The organism is Acrocarpospora catenulata, assembly GCF_018476525.1.
Lineage (GTDB): Bacteria > Actinomycetota > Actinomycetes > Streptosporangiales > Streptosporangiaceae > Acrocarpospora > Acrocarpospora catenulata.
On the sequence record NZ_JAHCST010000011.1, the window covers coordinates 109,966 to 127,905 of the forward strand.

A 17,940-nucleotide genomic window follows, 5' to 3' on the forward strand; every position below is an offset into this window, starting at 1 on the left:
ACCCGCGTGACGGTATCGAAACTCTGGCCCTCATTTGTAATCGACCAGGTGTCGCTAGATGAATGGAATATCCGGATTGGCAAGGATTTCGGGGTCGACCACCCGGCCTGACCTGATGAGCGCCTGGATGTCGTCCACCACCTCCCAGACGTTGACGTTCATGCCGGCCACCACCCGGCCCTCGCGCAGCCAGAAGGCGATGAACTCCAGGTCGGAGCCGCGGATCACCACCTGGTCGTGGCCCTCGATGTCGCCGGAGAACTCCATGCCCAGTTCGTACTGATCGGTGTAGAAGTAGGGCAGCAGGTCGTAGACCGCGTCCTGGCCGAGCATGGCGCGGGCGGCGACCGGGCCCTGGTTGAGGGCGTTGGCCCAGTGCTCCACCCGGATGCGGCGGCCGAGCAGGGGGTGCATGGCCTCGGCCACGTCCCCGGCCGCGTGGATGTCGGGGTCGGCGGTGCGCAGGGCGGCGTCCACCACGATCCCGCTGTTCACCTCCAGACCGGCCTCCCTGGCCAGTTCCACGTTGGGGGCGGCGCCGATGCCGATCACCACCTCGTCGGCGGGCAGCGCCTCGCCGTCGGCCAGCACCACCTCCCGTACGTGGCCGTCGCCGCGGAGCGCGGTGACCCCGCCCTCGAACCGGAACCGCACGCCGTTGCGCCGGTGCAGCTCGGCGAAGACCCCGCTGAGCCGGGAGCCGAGCACGCGGTACAGCGGTCCCGGCCCGCTCTCCACGACGGTGACCCTGCACCCGGCCTTGCGGGCGGCGGCGGCCGTCTCCAGGCCGATCCAGCCCGCGCCGATCACCACCACGTCGCCGCCGTGGCCGAACGCGGCGCGCAGCGCCTGGCTGTCGGCGAGCGTGCGCAGGTAGTGCACGCCGTCCTGGTCGGCGCCGTCCACCGGCAGCGGGCGCGGGGTCGCCCCGGTGGCCAGCAGCAGCTTCCCGTACGGCAGGCGCTCGCCGTTACCCAGCTCGACCAGCCGGGCCGCCCGGTCGACCCGGGTGGCCGGCACGCCCAGGCGCAGGTCCACCTGGTGGTCCCGGTACCAGCCCTCCTCGTGCACGTAGACCTCGTGGAGCTCGGTGGAGCCCTGGAGGTAACCCTTGGAGAGCGGCGGGCGCTCGTACGGGCGTTCCTGCTCGGCGGCGATGATCGTCACCTCGCCGTCGAAACCCTCCGCGCGCAGGGTCTCGGCGGCCTTGGCGGCGGCGAGCCCGCCGCCGACGATGACGTACGGCCGGTCGTTGGTGGCCATGATGCTCCTTTGGACATGGGGAACGGGCCGGGGACCCGGAGTATCCGCTCAGACGGAGCTGCCCGCCAGTCGCCGGTGCATGGCGGTCGCCGAGGCGTCGGTCAGCGAGGCGATCTGGTCCACCACCGCGCGGAGCCTGGCCGCGTCGTCCGGCGCCTGCACGAAGGCGGGGCGGAGCGGGGGCTCAAGGGTGCGGGGGGCGCCCAGCATGATCAGTTCGGCCAGTTCCGCGATGATCTCGCGTTGCCTGGCCTGGCGGGTGTGGTGTTCCTCGCGGCTCATCACGTACCGGCCGATCACGCCCTTGAGCAGGGCGCACTCCAGCCGGGCCTGGCGGGGGACCACCAGGTCCGCCGTGTGCCTGCCCGCCGGCTCCGCGCCGTACGCCGCCCGGGTGGCGTCCTGGGCGGCGTGGCAGAAGCGGCCGATGGTGGAGCTGGTGAGGCGTTTCAGGGCGGCCAGGTCGGCCATGCCGCCGTCGAACCTGACCGGCCAGGTGGGCTCGCTCACCAGGCGGGTGAACAGCTCCTCCAGCTCGGCCAGGTCGGTGTCCGGAACGTACCAGTCGCGGGTGAGGCGGCAGACCTCGCGGCGCTCCAGCGGGTCGCGGAGGGCCACGGGGGTGACGTGGCCGGAGTGGAAGGCGTCCTCCAGGTCGTGGACGGAGTAGGAGATGTCGTCGGCCCAGTCCATGATCTGCGCCTCGAAGCTGACCCTGCCCTCGGGGGCGTCCTGGCGAATCCAGTCGAAGACCGGGCGGTCGTCGAGGTAGACGCCGTACTTGGGGCCGTGTTCCCGCGGCCAGGGGTACTTGATGGCGGCGTCCAGGGCGGCTCTGGTGAGGTTGAGGCCGGCACTGCGGTCGTCCTCGGTGAGGACCTTGGCCTCCAGGCGGGTGAGCAGGCGCAGGCTCTGCGCGTTGCCCTCGAAGCCGCCGCAGGCCCGGGCCACCTCGTTCAGCGCGGTCTCGCCGTTGTGGCCGAACGGGGGGTGGCCCAGGTCGTGGGCCAGGCAGGCGGTCTCCACCAGGTCGGGGTCGCGGCCCAGCACCCTGCCCATCTCGCGGCCGATCTGGGCGCACTCCAGCGAGTGGGTGAGGCGGGTGCGCAGGCTGTGCATGCCCCGCTCCCCCGGGGCCACCACCTGGGTCTTGGCGGCCAGCCGGCGGAGCGAATCACTGTGCAGCACCCGCGCCCGATCCCGCTCGAAGGCGCCACGCTCGGCCCCGGGCGGTTCCGGAACCCATCGTGCCTGGTCGTGCTCACTGTACGGCGTCACGCGTCCCCCTTTCCTCGGTCCAACGGACGAGGGAGTGTGACAGTACCCGCATTCACCACCGATAACGACAAACCCCAAGGAAACAGTTCTACCTGGTGTCCGAGTCCAGGCAGGTGATCGCGGCCCGGCCCGCCTCCAGGCGGGCCACCGGGACCCGGAAGGGGGAGCAGGAGACGTAGTCGAGGCCGAGTTCGTGGCAGAAGTGGACGGAGGCGGGGTCGCCGCCGTGTTCGCCGCAGATGCCGAGTTTGAGGTTGGGGCGGGTGGCCCGGCCTTCGGCGGTGGCGATGCGCATCAGGCGGCCGACGCCGTCGCGGTCGAGGGACTCGAACGGGGAGACGCCGAAGATGCCGAGGTCCAGGTACCTGGAGAAGAACGAGGCTTCCACGTCGTCCCGGGAGAAGCCCCAGGTCATCTGGGTGAGGTCGTTGGTGCCGAAGGAGAAGAACTGGGCGGCTTCGGCGATCTGGCCGGCGGTGATGGCGGCCCGGGGGACCTCGATCATGGTGCCGATGAGGGCGTCGACGCCGACGTCGGCGAGGATCTTCAGGGCCTCCTCGCGTACGCTTTCGAGCTCCTGGACCGCGCCGACCAGGGGGATCATGATCTCGGCCCGGGCATCGGCGGCCTCCTTGGCCGCTTCGGCGATGGCGCGGACCTGCATCGCGAACAGGCCGGGGATGACCAGGCCGAGCCGTACCCCGCGCAGGCCGAGCATGGGGTTCTCCTCATGCAGGCGCTTGACGGCGGTCAGCAGGCGGGCGTCCTTCTCGTCGCCCGCCCCGGTGGCGACCCGTACGGACAGCTCCACGATGTCCGGCAGGAACTCGTGCAGCGGGGGGTCGAGCAGGCGGATGGTCACCGGCAGCCCGGCCATCGCCTCGAACAGGCCGGCGAAGTCGGTCTTCTGGAGGGGCTCCAGGGCGTCCAGGGCGGCCTGCCGCTGGTCGGGGGTCTCGGCCAGGATGAGGTCCTCGACCAGCTGCCGCCGGTCGCCGAGGAACATGTGCTCGGTCCGGCAGAGCCCGATGCCCTGCGCCCCGAACCGCCGCGCCCGCGCCGCGTCCTCGGGCGTGTCCGCGTTGGTCCGCACGGCCAGCCGCCGTGCCCCGTCCGCGTGCCGCATGACGCGGTGGACCGCCGTGACCAGGTCGTCGGTGATCGGGCCGCCCTCGAAGTACTCCATCACCGGGGAGGCCACGACCGGCACCTCGCCCAGGTAGACCGCTCCGGTGGAGCCGTCGATGGAGATCACGTCCCCTTCGCCGACCACCGTGCCGCCGACGGCGAACCGGCGGTTCCTGGTGTCCACGTCGAGTTCCTCGGCGCCGCACACGCAGGTCTTGCCCATGCCCCTGGCGACCACGGCCGCGTGCGAGGTCTTGCCGCCCCGCGAGGTGAGCACCCCGGCCGACGCGATCATGCCGGACAGGTCGTCGGGGTTGGTCTCCCGCCGTACCAGGATGACCCGCTCGCCCTTGGCGGCGAGTTCGACCGCGCGGTCGGAGGTGAAGACGGCCTTGCCGACGGCCGCCCCCGGCGAGGCGTTCATGCCCTTGGTGAGCAGCTTGTTGGGCGCGTCCTCGGCGAAGCGCGGGAACATCAGCTGGGCCAGCTGGTCGCCGGTGCACCGGATGACCGCCTCGTCCAGGTCGATCAGGCCCTCGTCCACCAGCTGCACGGCCACCCGGAACGCGGCGGCGGCGGTGCGCTTGCCGACCCGGGTCTGCAACATCCAGAGCTTGCCGCGCTCGATGGTGAATTCGATGTCGCACAGGTCCCGGTAGTGGTTCTCCAGCCGGGCCATGATGTCCAGCAGTTCCCGGTAGGCGCTGGGGTCGATGCGCTCCAGCTCCTGGAGCGGCACGGTGTTGCGGATGCCGGCCACCACGTCCTCCCCCTGGGCGTTGGGCAGGTAGTCGCCGTACACGCCCTGCCGCCCGGAGGCGGGGTCGCGGGTGAAGGCCACGCCGGTGCCGGAGTCCATGCCGAGGTTGCCGAAGACCATGGCCACCACGTTGACCGCTGTGCCGAGGTCGCCGGGGATGCGCTCCTGGCGGCGGTAGAGCACGGCGCGGGGGGCGTTCCAGGAGTGGAAGACGGCCTGGATGGCCAGGTCCAGCTGCTCGCGCGGGTCGCTGGGGAAGTCCCGTCCTGTCTGCTCGCTGACGATCTCCTTGTACGTCCCGACCAGCCCCCGGAAGTCCTCCGCCGTCAGGTCGAGGTCGTCCCGGCCGTCCTTGAGCCGCTCCAGGGCCTCGTCGAAGAGTTCGCCGGAGATGTCGAGCACGGTCTTGCCGAACATCTGGATCAGCCGCCGGTAGGAGTCCCAGGCGAAGCGCTCATTGCCCGACTGCGCGGCCAGCCCGTGCACCGAGCGGTCGTTGAGGCCGATGTTGAGGACGGTCTCCATCATGCCGGGCATCGAGAACTTGGCCCCGGAGCGCACGCTCACCAGCAGCGGGTCCTCCGCGTCGCCGAGCCGCTTGCCCATGGCGGCCTCGAGTTTGGCCAGGTGGGTGGCGATCTCCTCGCCGGGCAGCCCCCCGTCGGCCATGTATCGCCGGCACGCCTCGGTGGTGATGGTGAATCCGGGAGGAACAGGCAACCCGAGGTTGGTCATTTCCGCGAGATTGGCGCCCTTACCACCGAGTAGGTCCTTCAGGTCCTTGTTGCCCTCGGTGAAGTCGTAAACGAACTTTGCCACGATGGCTCCTCATCGACGCGAACCGGCCCCGCCATTCCGGACTCTACCGATAAAGAACACCACGAAACATCACTACCGTCACTTTTCACCGTTTTCCCAGGTAGACGACCATGAAGTGGTTTAATCCAATTCAGGAAACCGTAAACTTCGGTCATTTTTAACGGGGTCGGAAGCTGCACTGAATGGTATAAACCAGCGGGATTTTGTTGCGCTCACGTTAATTGGTGTAGACCATTTCTTTGGGTGGCGCCGGGAAAGATCGGCATATGACGCGACTGGTGGCGATGGCCGTGCTGCTCGTGCTGACCGCGTGCGCGGGCGGACCCGCCCCGCCATCCCCCGGCACGGTCGCGGACCCGCCCAGCACTGCCCAGCTGGCCTGGGGTCCCTGCCCCGGGGTCAAATCCCCGGCGAAGTTCGAGTGCGCCACCATGCGGGTCCCGCTGGACTACGCCCATCCGGAGGGCAAGGGCCTGGACCTCGCCCTGGTCCGGCTGCCCGCCACCGGCACCCGCCTCGGCTCGCTGGTCTTCAACTTCGGCGGCCCCGGCGGCTCCGGGGTCACCACGCTGACCGACGCGGCGGGCGCGTTCCGCACCCTCGGCACCCAGTACGACCTGGTCAGCTTCGACCCGCGCGGGGTGGACCGCAGCGGCGGCGTCCGCTGCCTGCGGCCCAAGGCGTTCGAGGCGTTCATGGCCGCGGAGCCCAGCCTGGACGTCGCCACCGAGACCAAGCTGGCCACCGTGTTCGCCCAGGCCTGCCAGCGCAACTCCGGCTGGATCCTGCCGTACGTGGGCACCCTCAACGCGGCCCGCGACATGGAGGTGCTCCGCGAGCGGCTGGGCGACCCGAAGCTGAACTACTTCGGCTTCTCCTACGGCACCCACCTGGGCGCCCTCTACGCCACCCTGTACCCGGCCAAGGTCGGCCGCATGGTGCTGGACTCGGCCCTGGACCCGTCGGTGGGGATGCTGGAGCAGTCGCGCACCCAGGCGCTGGGCTTCCAGCGCGCGTACGAGAACTACCTGGCCGACTGCGCCCGCCACGGCTGCCCGTTCGGCGGCAACCAGGCCGTGCTGAAACTGCTGGACTCGCTCGGAGCACGACCGCTCACGGTGGGCGGCCGGATCGTCAACACCGACGTGGCCAGGGCGGGCATCGCCGACGCGCTCTACAGCAAGCTGACCTGGCCGCTGCTCACCCAGGCCATCACCGACGCCATCGCCGGCAACGGCGCCGGGCTGCAGGCGCTGGCCGACTCCTACGCGGGGCGGCAACCGGACGGCAGCTACAACACGCTGCAGTCCTCGCTCCCGGCCGTCCTGTGCGCCGACACCACCAACCGGCCCAGCGTGGCGACGGCCGTGGGACTGGCCAAGGAGCTCATCCCCAAGACGCCGATCTTCGGCCCGGAGGTGGCCAGCGCGGGCCAGTGCAGCGTCTGGCCGGTGCCGGGGGAGGACAGCAACAAGCGCATCGACGCCACCGGCTCGGCGCCGATCGTGGTGGTCGGGGTGACCAACGACCCGGCCACGCCGTACGTGTGGGCACCCCGGCTGGCCCGGCAGCTGCGGACCGGCGTGCTGCTCACCCTCAAGGGCGAGGGCCACGGCGCGTACGGCCAGAACAAGTGCATCGACACGACGGTCGACGCCTACCTGCTGAACGGGGTGGTGCCGCCCAAGGGCAAGGTCTGTTAGACGACGGGATCGCCGTCCGGGACCTGCCCGGACGGCCCGGCGCGGCCCGGCAGCCAGAGCACGAACGTGCTGCCGGTGCCGAGCTCGGAGAACAGCCGCACCTGGCCGCCGTGCGACTCCACGATCTGCCGCACGATGGCCAGCCCCAGCCCGGTGTGCCGATCGCGGCGGCTGCTAACCCCGCCCCCGGCGTGCCCCCGCCAGAACCGGTCGAAGACTCGTTCCCGGTCGTCGGCGGCGATACCGGGCCCCGCGTCCCGGACGGCGGCCCAGACCCAGCCGTCCCGCTCCCCCGCCGCCACGGTGACCACGCTCCCGGCGGGGGCCAGCCGGACCGCGTTGGAGATCAGGTTGCCGATGGCGCGGCGGAGCGCGTCGTGGTCGCCCACCGTGGCCAGGCCGGGCTGGAGCAACCGATGCAGGGTCAGCGCCCGCCCGGCCGCCGGGGCGGCGAACTCCTCGCACGCCTCGTTGGCGATCACCGCCAGGTCCACGTCGGCGTCCACGAAGGCGGGCGCCTGGCGGCGGGCCGAGGCGAGCAGGTCCTCCACCAGCCGGGTCATCCGGGTGGTGGCCCGGTCCACGATGACCACCGCGCGGGCCCGCTCGGCCTCGGTGGCCTCCGGCGCGGTCAGCACCGCGTCCAGGTTGGCCCGGATGATGGCCAGCGGGCTGCGCAGCTCGTGCGAGGCGTCGTCGATCAGCTGCCGCTGCGCCCGGAAGGCGTCCTCCAGGCGGCCGAGCATGGTGTCCACCGTGTCGGCCAGGTCGCGCAGCTCGTCCCTGGGGCCCGCCAGGTTGATCCGGCGGGCCAGGTCGGTGGCCTGGATCTCGGCCGCGGTCCTGGTGATCGACCGGATCGGCCGCAGCGCCCGCCCCGCCAGCACCCAGCCGATCGCCAGCGCGGCCAGGAAGAGCCCGGCCAGCGTGGCGAGGGAGTAGTTGCGCAGGGTCTCCAGGGTGCGCACGTTGACCGCGTTCTCCACCTCCTCCACCTGCACCACCGGGATCTTGCCCAGGTACTGGCCCGAGCGGGTCTGCGCCTTGGCGTACTCCACCGTGTACGGCCGCTGCTCGGTGCTCTTGGAGACGGCGAAGTAGATCGCGCCCAGCACCAGCGCGGCGGCCACGATCAGCAGCCCCGAGTAGAGCACGGTCAACCGGAACCTGATCGTCTGCACGAAGGGCCTCACAAGGCCTCCCGGAGCCGGTAGCCCCGGCTGATCACCGTCTCGATCGGCGACTCGCCCGCCCCGGACAGCTTCCTGCGCAGGGTGCCGACGGTCACCCGGACCGTGTTGGTGAACGGGTCGGTGTGCTCGTCCCAGACGTGTTCCAGCAGCTCCTCGGTGGAGACCACGTGTCCTGGCCGGGTCATCAGGTAGTGCAGCACCCCGAACTCCTTCGGGGTCAGGCTGAGCGGGCGGCCCGCCCGGTAGGCCTCCACCCTGGCCGTGTCCAGCCGCAGGTCGCCGACCTCCAGGATCGCGGTGCCGCCGGAGGGCTCCCGGCGCAGCAGCGCGCGCACCCTGGCCAGCAGTTCGGGGAAGGCGAATGGCTTGACCAGGTAGTCGTCGGCGCCCTCGTCCAGCCCGCGAACCCGGTCGTCCAGCCGGTCCCTGGCGGTCACCATGAGGATGCGGACCGCGGCACCGCCCTCGCTGCGCCGCAGCGCGCGGCAGAGCTCGAACCCGTCGCCGCCAGGCAGGTTGAGGTCCAGGAGCACCAGGTCGTAGGAGGTGACCTGGAGCTTCTGGTCGGCGGTGGGCGCGTCGTAGGCGACGTCCACCGCGTACCCCGCCCGGACCAGACCGACGCGGAGCGCGTCGACCAGGTCTTCTTCGTCCTCGACCACGAGCAGCCGCATCTATCGAACCTAGTCCTTAGTCGCGGATTATGCGTTCGGCCACCGAGGCGGCCCGGTCCACCGGGATGGCGAAGCCGATGCCGATGCTGCCACCACCGCGCCGGGACAGCGTGGCGATGACCGTGTTGACGCCGATCACCTCGCCCCGCACGTTCACCAGCGGGCCGCCCGAGTTGCCGGGGTTGATGGAGGCGTCGGTCTGCAGCGCGGTCTGGCGGCCGCCGTTGCCCAGCGAGACCTCCCGGTCCAGGGCGCTGACGATGCCGGCGGTGACCGTGCCGGCCAGGCCCAGCGGGGAGCCGATGGCCAGCACCTGGTCGCCTACCCGGACGTCGGCCGAGCGGGCCAGCCGGGCCGGGACCAGGCCCACGCCCGGGTCCACCTCCAGCACGGCCAGGTCGTAGGCGTCGTCGGCACCGACCACCTGGGCGCTCAGCCGCCGCCCGTCGTGAAGGATCACCGACACCGAGTCGGCCGTGTCCACCACGTGGGCGTTGGTCAGGATGTGGGACCGGTCGATGGCGAACCCCGAGCCCGAGCCGCGCCCGGCCTCCACCGAGACCACGCTCGGCAGCACCAGCGCCGCCGTCCCGCTCAGGCTGCTGGTCGTGGGCAGCGGCCCCGCCGTCGAACGCGGCAGCGCCACCGGCAGGGGCTCCCCCTGGCGTCCGGTCGCCCAGCCCGCCGCGGCCCCGGCCAGCGCCCCGGCCACCAGGGCGGCGGCCACCACCATCCCGGAGCGCCGCCGTACCGGCTCCCTCTTTTCCGGTACGGCCTGCGCCCCCGGCCGGAACTCGATCGCCACCTGCCGGAACTCTGGCCCCCTGGGCGTCCCCAGCCCGGTCGGATCGCTCACGTGTGCCTCACTAGGGGAGTCGGGAGAACCAGAACATGGAGGCGCCCGCGGCGACCACCGCCAGCAGCAGGCCCAGGCCGACGAACCACGGCCAGACCTCCTGCCGTTCGGTGCGGTAGCCGACCGAGCTGCCGATGTCGTCGTACACGGCCTGGAGTTCGTCGCCGGAGGCGGCCTCGTAGAAGCCGCCTCCGGTGGAGTCGGCCAGGTCCTTCAGCGCGGGAGCGTCCACGGGCACCGCGACGGTCCGGCCGTCCATCTCGATGATTCCGCCGGCGGTGCCGTACGCGATGGTGGAGACCGGCACCCCTTGGGCGTTGGCGGCGGCCACCGCCAGGGCGATGGACCGGCCGGTGGTGATCGAGCCGTCCGAGAGCAGGACCACGTGGGCCGGAGGGGGGTCCGCCCCGGCCTCCGAGTCCAGCGCCAGGATGGCGTCCAGCGAGGAGAACACCGCCTCCCCGATGGCGGTCCCCGCCGAGGTGGCCAGCCGGTCCACCGCCTCCAGCACCGCCTGCCGGTCCGTGGTGGCGGGCACCGCTACCGAGGCGTACTGCGAGAACGCCACCAGACCGAGGTTGAAACGAGGGGGCAGCCCCTCGGCGAAGCGCCGCGCGGCCTGCTGGGCGGCGGTGAACCGGGTGGGGGCCACGTCCCGCGCCTGCATCGAGGCCGAGACGTCGAAGGCGACGATGACGGTCGCCCGCTCCCTGGGCACCCGCACCTCCGCGGTCGGCCGGGCGAACCCGACCACGAGCAGGACCAGCATCGCGGCGAACGCGGCGGCGGGCACATGGCGGCGAAATCCCGGCCCTTTCGGGGCGACGCTGCTGAGCAGGTCGAGGTTGGTGAAGCGCACGGCGTACTGGCTGCGGCGCAGGTTGAGCACCAGGTAGAGCAGCACGATCAGGAAGACGGGGAGTAACAGCAGCAGCCAGAGCGGGGCGAGGAAGGTCATCCGGCCCCCACTCTGGCCAGGCGGCGCTGGGCCAGCACGTGCTCGACCAGGTCGCGCAGCCAGTCCCGGTCCGTGCGTAACGACAGGTGGGCGGCGCCCGCCGCGCGGATCGCGTCCCGGACCGCCGCGCGCTGGGCGGCGGCGGCCCGCGCGTACCGCTCGCGCAGCCGGGCACTGCCGGTGGCCACCTCCTGCCGCCGCCCGGTCTCCGGGTCGACCAGGGTGATCACGCCCACGTCCGGCAGGGTCAGCTCGCGGGGGTCGGTGACCTCCACGGCCAGCACCTGGTTCCGTACCCCGAGATGGCGCAGCTGGGTCTGCCACCGCTCCGGGGGCTCCAGGAAGTCGGAGACCACCACCATCAGCCCGCGCCGGAGCACGGTCCGGCGCAACTGCTCGATCGCCGTGCCCAGCCGGGACTCCCCCGTGTCCCCGCGCGGGAGCGTCACCATGGCCTGGAGCAGCGCCATCAGGTGTGGGCGGCCGGTGCGCGCGGGCAGCCGCCGCAACTCGCCGGGGCGGAGCAGGCAGGCGCCGATGCGGTTGCCGGTGCGCTGGGCGAGGAAGCCGACCGCGGCCACGGCGGCCACCGCCAGCTCCCGCTTCTCCATGCGCCCGGTGCCGAAGTCCATGCTGGCCGTGGCGTCCAGCAGCACCCAGACCTCCAGTTCCCGGTCGGAGATCACGTCCCGGACGTGCGGCAACGCGGTACGCGCGGTGACGTTCCAGTCCATCCGCCGCACATCGTCCCCCGGCTGGTACGGCCTGGCCTCGGCCGGTTCGCTCCCCGGGCCCGGCAGCAACCCCAGGTGGTCTCCTTGCAGCAGGCCGTCCAGCCGCCGGGTGATGGTGAGTTCCAGACGGCGGAGCACCTGCTCGGCGGGGATCACGCGGCCTCCCCCGGCTCCTGGGTAGGCGCTATCCGGGGCTGCGGGATCGTACGCAGGACGCGTTCCACCACGTGGCGGGCGGTGACGCCCTCGGCCAGCGCGTCGAAGGAGAGCACCAGGCGGTGCGCGATCACGTCCACCGCCAGGTCGGCCACGTCGCCGGGGAGCACGTACTCCCGGCCGCGCATCAGGGCCAGCGCGCGGGCCGCCGCCACCAGGCCGAGGGTGGCGCGGGGGCTGGCACCGAAGGAGAGCAGCCGGGGCAGGTCGGCCAGGCCGTACCGGTCGGGGGTGCGGGTGGCGTAGACCAGGCGGACCGCGTACTCGGCCACGGCGTGGTGCACGAAGACCCGTCCGGCGGCCTGCTGGAGGGCGACCAGCTGTTCCGGGCCGAGCACCCGGGCGGCGACCGGCGGGTCCACGCTCATCCGGTAGAGGATGGCCAGTTCCTCCGACTCGGTCGGATAACCGACGTCGATCTTCATCAGGAACCGGTCCCGCTGGGCCTCCGGCAGCTGGTAGACGCCCTCGGACTCGATCGGGTTCTGGGTGGCCAGCACCAGGAACGGCACCGGCACCGGGTAGGTCCGGCCGCCGATGCTCACCTGCCGCTCGGCCATCACCTCCAGCAGCGCCGACTGCACCTTGGCCGGGGCCCGGTTGACCTCGTCCGCCAGCACGAAGTTGGCCATCACCGGGCCGAGCTCGGTGTCGAAACTCTCGGTCGAGGGGCGGTAGACGCGGGTGCCGACGATGTCGGAGGGCACCAGGTCGGGGGTGAACTGGAGGCGGGCGAAGGTGCCCCCCGCCACCTCGGCCAGGGTCTCGGCGGCCAGCGTCTTGGCGATGCCGGGCACGCCCTCCAGCAGACAGTGGCCGCGCGCCAGCACCGCCACCAGCATGCGCTCGACCATCCGATCCTGGCCGACGATCACCCGCTTGACCTCGAAAAGCGCGCGTTCCAGCAGCTTGGGATCGCCCGCCTGCTTCACGATCTCATTCGTCACGATCTCATTCGTCACGGGCTCATTCGTCACGGGCTCGTTTGTCACGGGCTCGTTTGTCACGGCGCGGCCAGCGGCTGCGGACAGTCGTCCACCACCAGGATCAGTTCAGCCTGCGGCTCCTCGGGTGACGGCGCGGCCCCGGCGGGAGCCGCCCCAGCCGTCGCCAGAACCAGACCCCCCGCGAACGCCGCCGCCTTCCAGCGAGATGACATGGATTGCGCCCCTTCTCAGCACGGCAACAACCCAATGTCAGCAAAGCCCCCCGAAAACCCCGTTAAATCGGTGTTTTACGCGATCTTTCGGGGGCGGTCAGTAGCTTGCGAGAGATGACGCCGTTTCAGCGCTATCTCGCCGAAGAGGTCGCCGAAGATCACGTCGATGGAATCATTCCCCGCCGCGAGGCCATGCGCCGCCTCGGACTGCTGGGGTTCAGTGTGCCCGCGGCCGTCGCCCTGCTCGCGGCCTGCGGCGCCCCCGAGGAGGGTGCGGCGCCGACCCCCACCCCGGCCCCGCCCTCCTCGGCAACCCCCGCCACGCCTGCGACCCCGGCCGGACCAAGCCCGCTCCCGACCGAGGAGATCACCTTCGACGGCCCGGCGAGCACCCTGATGGGCGCGTTCGCCGCCGCCCCCAGCCCACGCGGCGCCGTCCTGGTCATCCACGAGAACCGCGGCCTCAACGACCACACCCGCTCGGTGGCCGGACGGCTGGCCGCCGCCGGATACTCCGCCCTCGCCCTCGACCTGCTCTCCCGCGAGGGCGGCACCACCGCCGTCGGCGAGCCCGGCGAGGCCACCGCCGCCCTCAACGCCGCCACCCCCGAACGCTTCATCGCCGACATGAAGGCCGCCCTGGACGAACTCACCCGCCGCACCCCCGGAGCCAAACTGGGCGCCGTCGGCTTCTGCTTCGGCGGCGGCATGACCTGGCTCCTCCTCTCCTCCGGAGAACCCCGCCTGGCCGCCGCCGCCCCCTTCTACGGCCCCCTCCCCGACAACGCCAACTTCTCCGGCACCGAAGCCGCCGTACTCGGCGTGTACGCGGAAGACGACGCCCGCGTAAACGCCACCCGAGACGCCGCAACAACCGCCCTGCAACAGGCCAACCTGCAACACGAGATCGTCACCTACCCCAACGCGGGCCACGCCTTCTTCAACGACACCGGCCCCCGCTACAACCCCACCGCCGCAGTCCAGTCCTGGGAAAAGCTGACCACCTGGTTCGACCAGCACCTGGCGTAGTTGTAATAACAATGGCCCTCAGTCTACTGGGAGTTGGGAAGCTCGACCTGGTGGCCGACTTCAGTAACCACTTTATGAAGGTCGCCTGACCTTCTGGCTCCACATGCAGGCTAGCGCTATGCATTCCGCCTCTGAGCATGGCTTTTGGGCGCCGTCGCGCGAATAGAGTAAATCTTTGGACCTAATAGGCGGTGATCACGATCTACTCAAGGCGGATCCCGAATTCTTTCTTCGGTAACGAATAAGGATAAGACTCCGCGGGCACCGATTAATCATCCGACCAGGTCGGTCGCCGTGTGGATCCACACCCTTTATGGTTCAGGATGTTCAAGTCGAAGTGGCGTCTCCATTTAGCGACTCCTGCGGCGGATAGATACCGCCGAATTGATCGCGTAGTGTCGACAGCATCGGCGATAACCCGATGCCGCCCAGAGCCCCGAGGATATCCGGCAGGTTGAGTCCGACTGCCGTGATGCGGGCAATGGGAGAACCGTCAAAGCGGCGCAGCACCACATGGTCAGGAGGTACGTCTCGATCGCTGGCGAAGACAATGTAAGCCGTCGGCGTCGCAGCCACATGAGAGGCGCTCAGTGCATTGGCGTACGCAAAACTCTGATAGAGATCCTCCGGCTTGATTTTCCTATCGGTATAGAGCTTGTACTTGGCATCGACCGATCGTCGCCAGGCTCCGGGCCCGTGGCCTCGAACAAGCTGAATGTCGGGCGTAATCGTGGTGTAGCTTCGGCCATCTCCGTGACGGATCGCCCCGCGAAGAGGATGCTGGGCACGTACGGCGACGCCTGTGCCGTGGAAGGCCTCACCTAGCAATCGGGTGACGAACGCCTCGAAAAGCGCGTTCATCTCCAGGAGAAACGTCCGGGCCGTTGGCCCACCCACGGAATACAGATTATCCAGCCCACCCGCCCTGTAGGAGCAGAAGCGCCCATCTATGCGCCTGCCGGTAATGCTCGTTGTGCCGGTGATAGGTGAGCCGCTGCTCCGCCCACCTGGCGTCGATTCCGCCCACTGTGCACATGTCGGTGAAGTCAGCCGCGGCCCGCCGTGCGCGCCCCCTTATCGCATCATCTCTGCGCAGCCACCTGGAGAGCCGCCGCGCATACTTGGTTGTCGAGGATGTCCGCCTCAAACTCGTCAAAGCGGCATTCCAATCTGTCGAGACGGCCGAAGCGACGAAGCATCTGCCGGTCAGCAAGGAGGCGGCCTCGTACGGCCGGCAGTAGCTCTTCCCGATGGACGTAGTCACGACGGAGACCGCCGCGGAGCAGCGCTTCGCACTCGATCGCGAGAAGAAGACAGATGAGATCCCGCAGGTTGTGGCCGACATCGGGTAAGTGCCGCAGCCGGTCAACGTATCGGAGGGCCGAGAGCCCACTGGCGTAGTCGAGCATGCGCAGCACAGACAGTTCCCGCCCAGCCAGCTTGGGCCGGACATGAATGGTCACGCAGTCGAGAGCAACCACTCCGACATGCGAGGTCGCGGTGACCTCAAGAGCGCCGTCGGGCAGCCACCGCAACTTGATCCGCTTATTGAGCTCCTCCGACTCGGACAGCTCGCGGTCGGAACCACTCGGATTCAGTCCGCTGACCTTAACTGTTTGATACTCGTCCACAACGACGGGGGTCACTCGACCACGTCCACCTGCAACTCGGCATAGAGCGCGTCGACCAACTCCTCGTCATTCAGGTCATGGAGCCGGTGCCCGACGTCGTCGACGATGTCGGGGCCAAGGAAGCGGGCGAGCATCGAGTAGTCGTCGTAGGCGTACTCCTGCAGCAGCGGCAGCACCTCGTTGCGGATCACCGCAGCCAGAGCGGATTCGTCGGCGACCGGTCCGCCCGAGGCGAGGAAGAAAGAATGGCCGATCTGACGCTCACGTCCAAGTTCCCGTAGGACTCGAAGATTGAGCTCGCGAAAAAGGTCGGCGAGGTGGACCTTTCCTACGGTGAAACCTTCCAGGACAGCCGGGTCAGGGAGGAGTTCCACGAACGCGAAACGCCGACGTAGTGCCGAGTCGAGAAGCCGGATGCTGCGATCGGCGGTGTTCATGGTCCCGAGCACATAGACGTTCGGCGGCACGCTGAAATCCTGCCCGCTCTGGGGCAGGACCACAGTGACGCCCCTCTTGTCCTGTTCGAGCAGCGTGATGAGCTCACCGAAGATCTTCGGCATGTCCCCGCGGTTGATTTCGTCGATCAGCAGCAGGTACGGGTGGTCAGGATCGTTCTCGGCGGCGCGGCAAATCCGCTTGAAGACCCCGTCCATCAGGGAGAGGTGCAGGCCCGCACCACCGTCCTCCGCTGGGCGAAAGCCTTCGATGAAGTCCTCGTACCCGTAAGCGGGATGAAAGGTCACTTGGGTGAGATGGCCAGCCGATCGTTGGCCTCTGGCGGCCAGACGTGCGAGTTCCTGCCTGAAGGCCGGACTGCCGTAGTCCAGTTCGGCGCCGGCCCCCGTGCCCAGCCGCTGAGAGAGCCACCAGACCGCGAATCGGAGGCTGGTGAAGGTCTTGCCCGTTCCCGGAGGACCAAACAGTACAGCCTGGCCCTTCCGCTGAAGAGCTCTCGCGAGTGCGCTGAGCTGCGGGTCTTCGAGAGTCGTCACAGCTTCAGGTACCACGGTGTCCGCACGGTCGAGGGTGGGGGTCGTGCCGGACCGGATAGTCCGCCACAGTCGGGCTGGAACGTCCACCACGGTGACCACACCCCAGCGCTTCTCCGGCTCGGACAGCACCTGCGCGTACGACAGGTCCCAGTCCACCGAGACAGTATGCCGCTGCTCATCGCGGTCCTCGCGCCATGAGTACCCCCGCTCTGTAACGGTTCCCACCGCGAGGATCTGTCGTGTCCCCTTGTTCGCCACCACTCGGTCACCAGGCTGGAGCTGAGTGAGCCGCCAAAGCTCACCCGCCTTCACCGTCATCTTGCTCTGGTTGCCGTTGTACTCATCGGAGTAGTGAGCGCGGAACGCCTCCCGGAATTCGTCTTCGGACGTGAAGGCGGTCAAGTCTCCCACCTCATCCCAGCCGACGCAGATGTAGCCGCCGACGTGACACTCGTCCCAGAACTTCGCCTCCGCACCGGGAGCAATCTTGACAATGGCTGAGCCCTGACGTGGATTGGCCCACCAGTACAGGAACCGTGCGATCTCGTCGGTGTGCCAGGCAGCGAAGTGTCCCGTGTCGTCAATCAGGCTTTTCAGCCTTTCGAGCGCTTCGAAGCGCTCCAGCTTCGACGGGTCATTCTCGGACAGGAGGGAGATGAAGTGATGGACATGATCCCGCCCGTACACAGGCAGCAGGCGATCCGGAAAGTACGCGTGGAGAGCCTTGGCCACCAGTGAGGGTCCGGACCGCAGAGCGGTGATCTCGTCGACGAATGAGACCATGCCCTCCTCCACGGCTGTGAACGCGTCGAGGAACCCCTGGCGCACGTCGATCCAGGCTTCCTGCTCGTTGGCGAATCGGGCATCGTGATACCAGCGCTGGTCCTTCTTTTGAAGGAAGATCATGTGCTTGCGGGCGCTGCCCCCGCCGATGCCTCCGAGTTCAGGCGTGCCGAACTCCATCCGGTAGCAGAACGTGCTTTTGTAGTCGGCCACGCCCAGGGCATACCGCTCCAGGGGCATCGTCGGCCATGCCTCGCGTGGAAAGTCACGCTGGACTTGTTCGATCTCCGTCCGGGCTTTCGCCACGCCGTCTTCGACTGATGTGCGGTTGAAGACGGCGAGAGCCTCGGCGAGCGGGAGAAGACCATCCCTGGAGAGCGGCTTGAGTAAACAGCTGTCACAGACGTGGGTGACCGGCGACCCGAGTCCGTTGAGCAGTCCCGCTTTCTGCGCGAATTCTCGGCGGCCCTGCTTGTCGGTCGAGGGGGCGGAGTCGAGCAGCCGCCGCCAGGCGAGACGGTCGGGGTCGGGATAGGTTCGCCACGTCGACTGGTCGCCGCCGCGGAGATGCTGGCAGTCTTTCAGATGGTGCAGCGCATAGCCACTTTTGGAGCAGATGACCTCGCCGGTGGAAGGCACCAGCTCGTAGCGCTTGCCTTCAAAGCTGACGATCTCGGGCGTAGCGCCAGTCATGTCGATGCTCCAATCAGGCGTGAACGCGGTGGTTGGACAGGTGGGCAAGGATGCGTTGTTGGCTCCCCAGC

General features: G+C 69.5%; 15 protein-coding genes. 2 read left to right on the plus strand and 13 right to left on the minus strand.

Annotated elements, in window-relative coordinates:
• Positions 1 to 54: 54 nt before the first annotated feature.
• The 3 genes from KIP79_RS13910 to ppdK all read right to left on the minus strand — a co-directional run bounded on the left by KIP79_RS13910 (position 55) and on the right by ppdK (position 5,248).
• Positions 55 to 1,263 carry an NAD(P)/FAD-dependent oxidoreductase gene (locus tag KIP79_RS13910; protein ID WP_214105188.1) on the minus strand — a complete coding sequence of 403 codons (1,209 nt, stop codon included), beginning with the start codon at positions 1,261 to 1,263 and terminating at the stop codon, positions 55 to 57.
• A gap of 48 nt (positions 1,264 to 1,311) precedes the next feature.
• A complete protein-coding gene (locus KIP79_RS13915) occupies positions 1,312 to 2,541 on the minus strand; it encodes a deoxyguanosinetriphosphate triphosphohydrolase (protein ID WP_214105189.1) in 1,230 nt (409 codons plus the stop codon).
• Positions 2,542 to 2,629: 88 nt separating this feature from the next.
• Entirely contained in the window at positions 2,630 to 5,248 is a 2,619-nt protein-coding gene (gene ppdK, locus KIP79_RS13920; RefSeq protein ID WP_214105190.1) for a pyruvate, phosphate dikinase, read from the minus strand.
• A gap of 266 nt (positions 5,249 to 5,514) precedes the next feature.
• On the opposite strand from ppdK, the gene KIP79_RS13925 reads away from it, so the two are divergent.
• A complete protein-coding gene (locus tag KIP79_RS13925; RefSeq protein WP_214105191.1) occupies positions 5,515 to 6,951 on the plus strand; it encodes an alpha/beta hydrolase in 1,437 nt (478 codons plus the stop codon).
• On the opposite strand, the gene KIP79_RS13930 is transcribed toward KIP79_RS13925, so the two are convergent.
• From KIP79_RS13930 to KIP79_RS13960, 7 genes are read right to left on the minus strand one after another with little or no spacing between them, the layout of a single operon-like run.
• A complete protein-coding gene (locus KIP79_RS13930; protein ID WP_214105192.1) occupies positions 6,948 to 8,144 on the minus strand; it encodes a sensor histidine kinase in 1,197 nt (398 codons plus the stop codon). The genes KIP79_RS13925 and KIP79_RS13930 overlap by 4 nt on opposite strands.
• Complete coding sequence (locus tag KIP79_RS13935) at positions 8,141 to 8,818, minus strand: response regulator transcription factor (protein ID WP_214105193.1); 678 nt, start codon at positions 8,816 to 8,818, stop codon at positions 8,141 to 8,143. Before KIP79_RS13935 ends, KIP79_RS13930 begins: the two co-directional genes overlap by 4 nt.
• A gap of 16 nt (positions 8,819 to 8,834) precedes the next feature.
• Positions 8,835 to 9,674, minus strand: a complete 840-nt coding sequence (locus KIP79_RS13940; protein WP_214105194.1) for a S1C family serine protease — start codon at positions 9,672 to 9,674, stop codon at positions 8,835 to 8,837.
• Between the two features lie 10 nt (positions 9,675 to 9,684).
• Positions 9,685 to 10,632, minus strand: a complete 948-nt coding sequence (locus KIP79_RS13945; protein ID WP_214105195.1) for a VWA domain-containing protein — start codon at positions 10,630 to 10,632, stop codon at positions 9,685 to 9,687.
• Positions 10,629 to 11,522 (minus strand): DUF58 domain-containing protein, encoded by an 894-nt coding sequence (locus KIP79_RS13950; RefSeq protein WP_214105196.1) that lies wholly within the window; start codon positions 11,520 to 11,522, stop codon positions 10,629 to 10,631. Before KIP79_RS13950 ends, KIP79_RS13945 begins: the two co-directional genes overlap by 4 nt.
• A complete protein-coding gene (locus KIP79_RS13955) occupies positions 11,519 to 12,529 on the minus strand; it encodes an AAA family ATPase (protein ID WP_308169718.1) in 1,011 nt (336 codons plus the stop codon). The genes KIP79_RS13950 and KIP79_RS13955 overlap by 4 nt, the downstream gene beginning before the upstream one ends.
• A 56-nt stretch (positions 12,530 to 12,585) precedes the next feature.
• On the minus strand, positions 12,586 to 12,741 hold the full coding sequence (locus KIP79_RS13960; protein WP_214105197.1) for a hypothetical protein: 156 nt from the start codon (positions 12,739 to 12,741) through the stop codon (positions 12,586 to 12,588).
• Positions 12,742 to 12,855: 114 nt separating this feature from the next.
• Between KIP79_RS13960 and KIP79_RS13965 the strand changes: the two genes are divergently transcribed.
• The gene (locus tag KIP79_RS13965) at positions 12,856 to 13,770 is read left to right on the plus strand and encodes a dienelactone hydrolase family protein (RefSeq protein WP_214105198.1); all 915 of its coding nucleotides are present in this window, start codon (positions 12,856 to 12,858) and stop codon (positions 13,768 to 13,770) included.
• A 327-nt stretch (positions 13,771 to 14,097) separates the two neighbouring features.
• Here KIP79_RS13965 and KIP79_RS13970 read toward each other — a convergent pair whose 3' ends face one another.
• From KIP79_RS13970 to KIP79_RS13980, 3 genes are all read right to left on the minus strand, one after another.
• Positions 14,098 to 14,667, minus strand: a complete 570-nt coding sequence (locus KIP79_RS13970; RefSeq protein WP_308169719.1) for a 5-methylcytosine restriction system specificity protein McrC — start codon at positions 14,665 to 14,667, stop codon at positions 14,098 to 14,100.
• Between the two features lie 185 nt (positions 14,668 to 14,852).
• Positions 14,853 to 15,416, minus strand: coding sequence for a 5-methylcytosine restriction system specificity protein McrC (locus tag KIP79_RS13975; protein ID WP_214105200.1), 564 nt, complete (start codon positions 15,414 to 15,416; stop codon positions 14,853 to 14,855).
• Positions 15,413 to 17,869, minus strand: a complete 2,457-nt coding sequence (locus KIP79_RS13980; protein ID WP_214105201.1) for an McrB family protein — start codon at positions 17,867 to 17,869, stop codon at positions 15,413 to 15,415. The genes KIP79_RS13975 and KIP79_RS13980 overlap by 4 nt, the downstream gene beginning before the upstream one ends.
• Positions 17,870 to 17,940 lie beyond the last annotated feature (71 nt).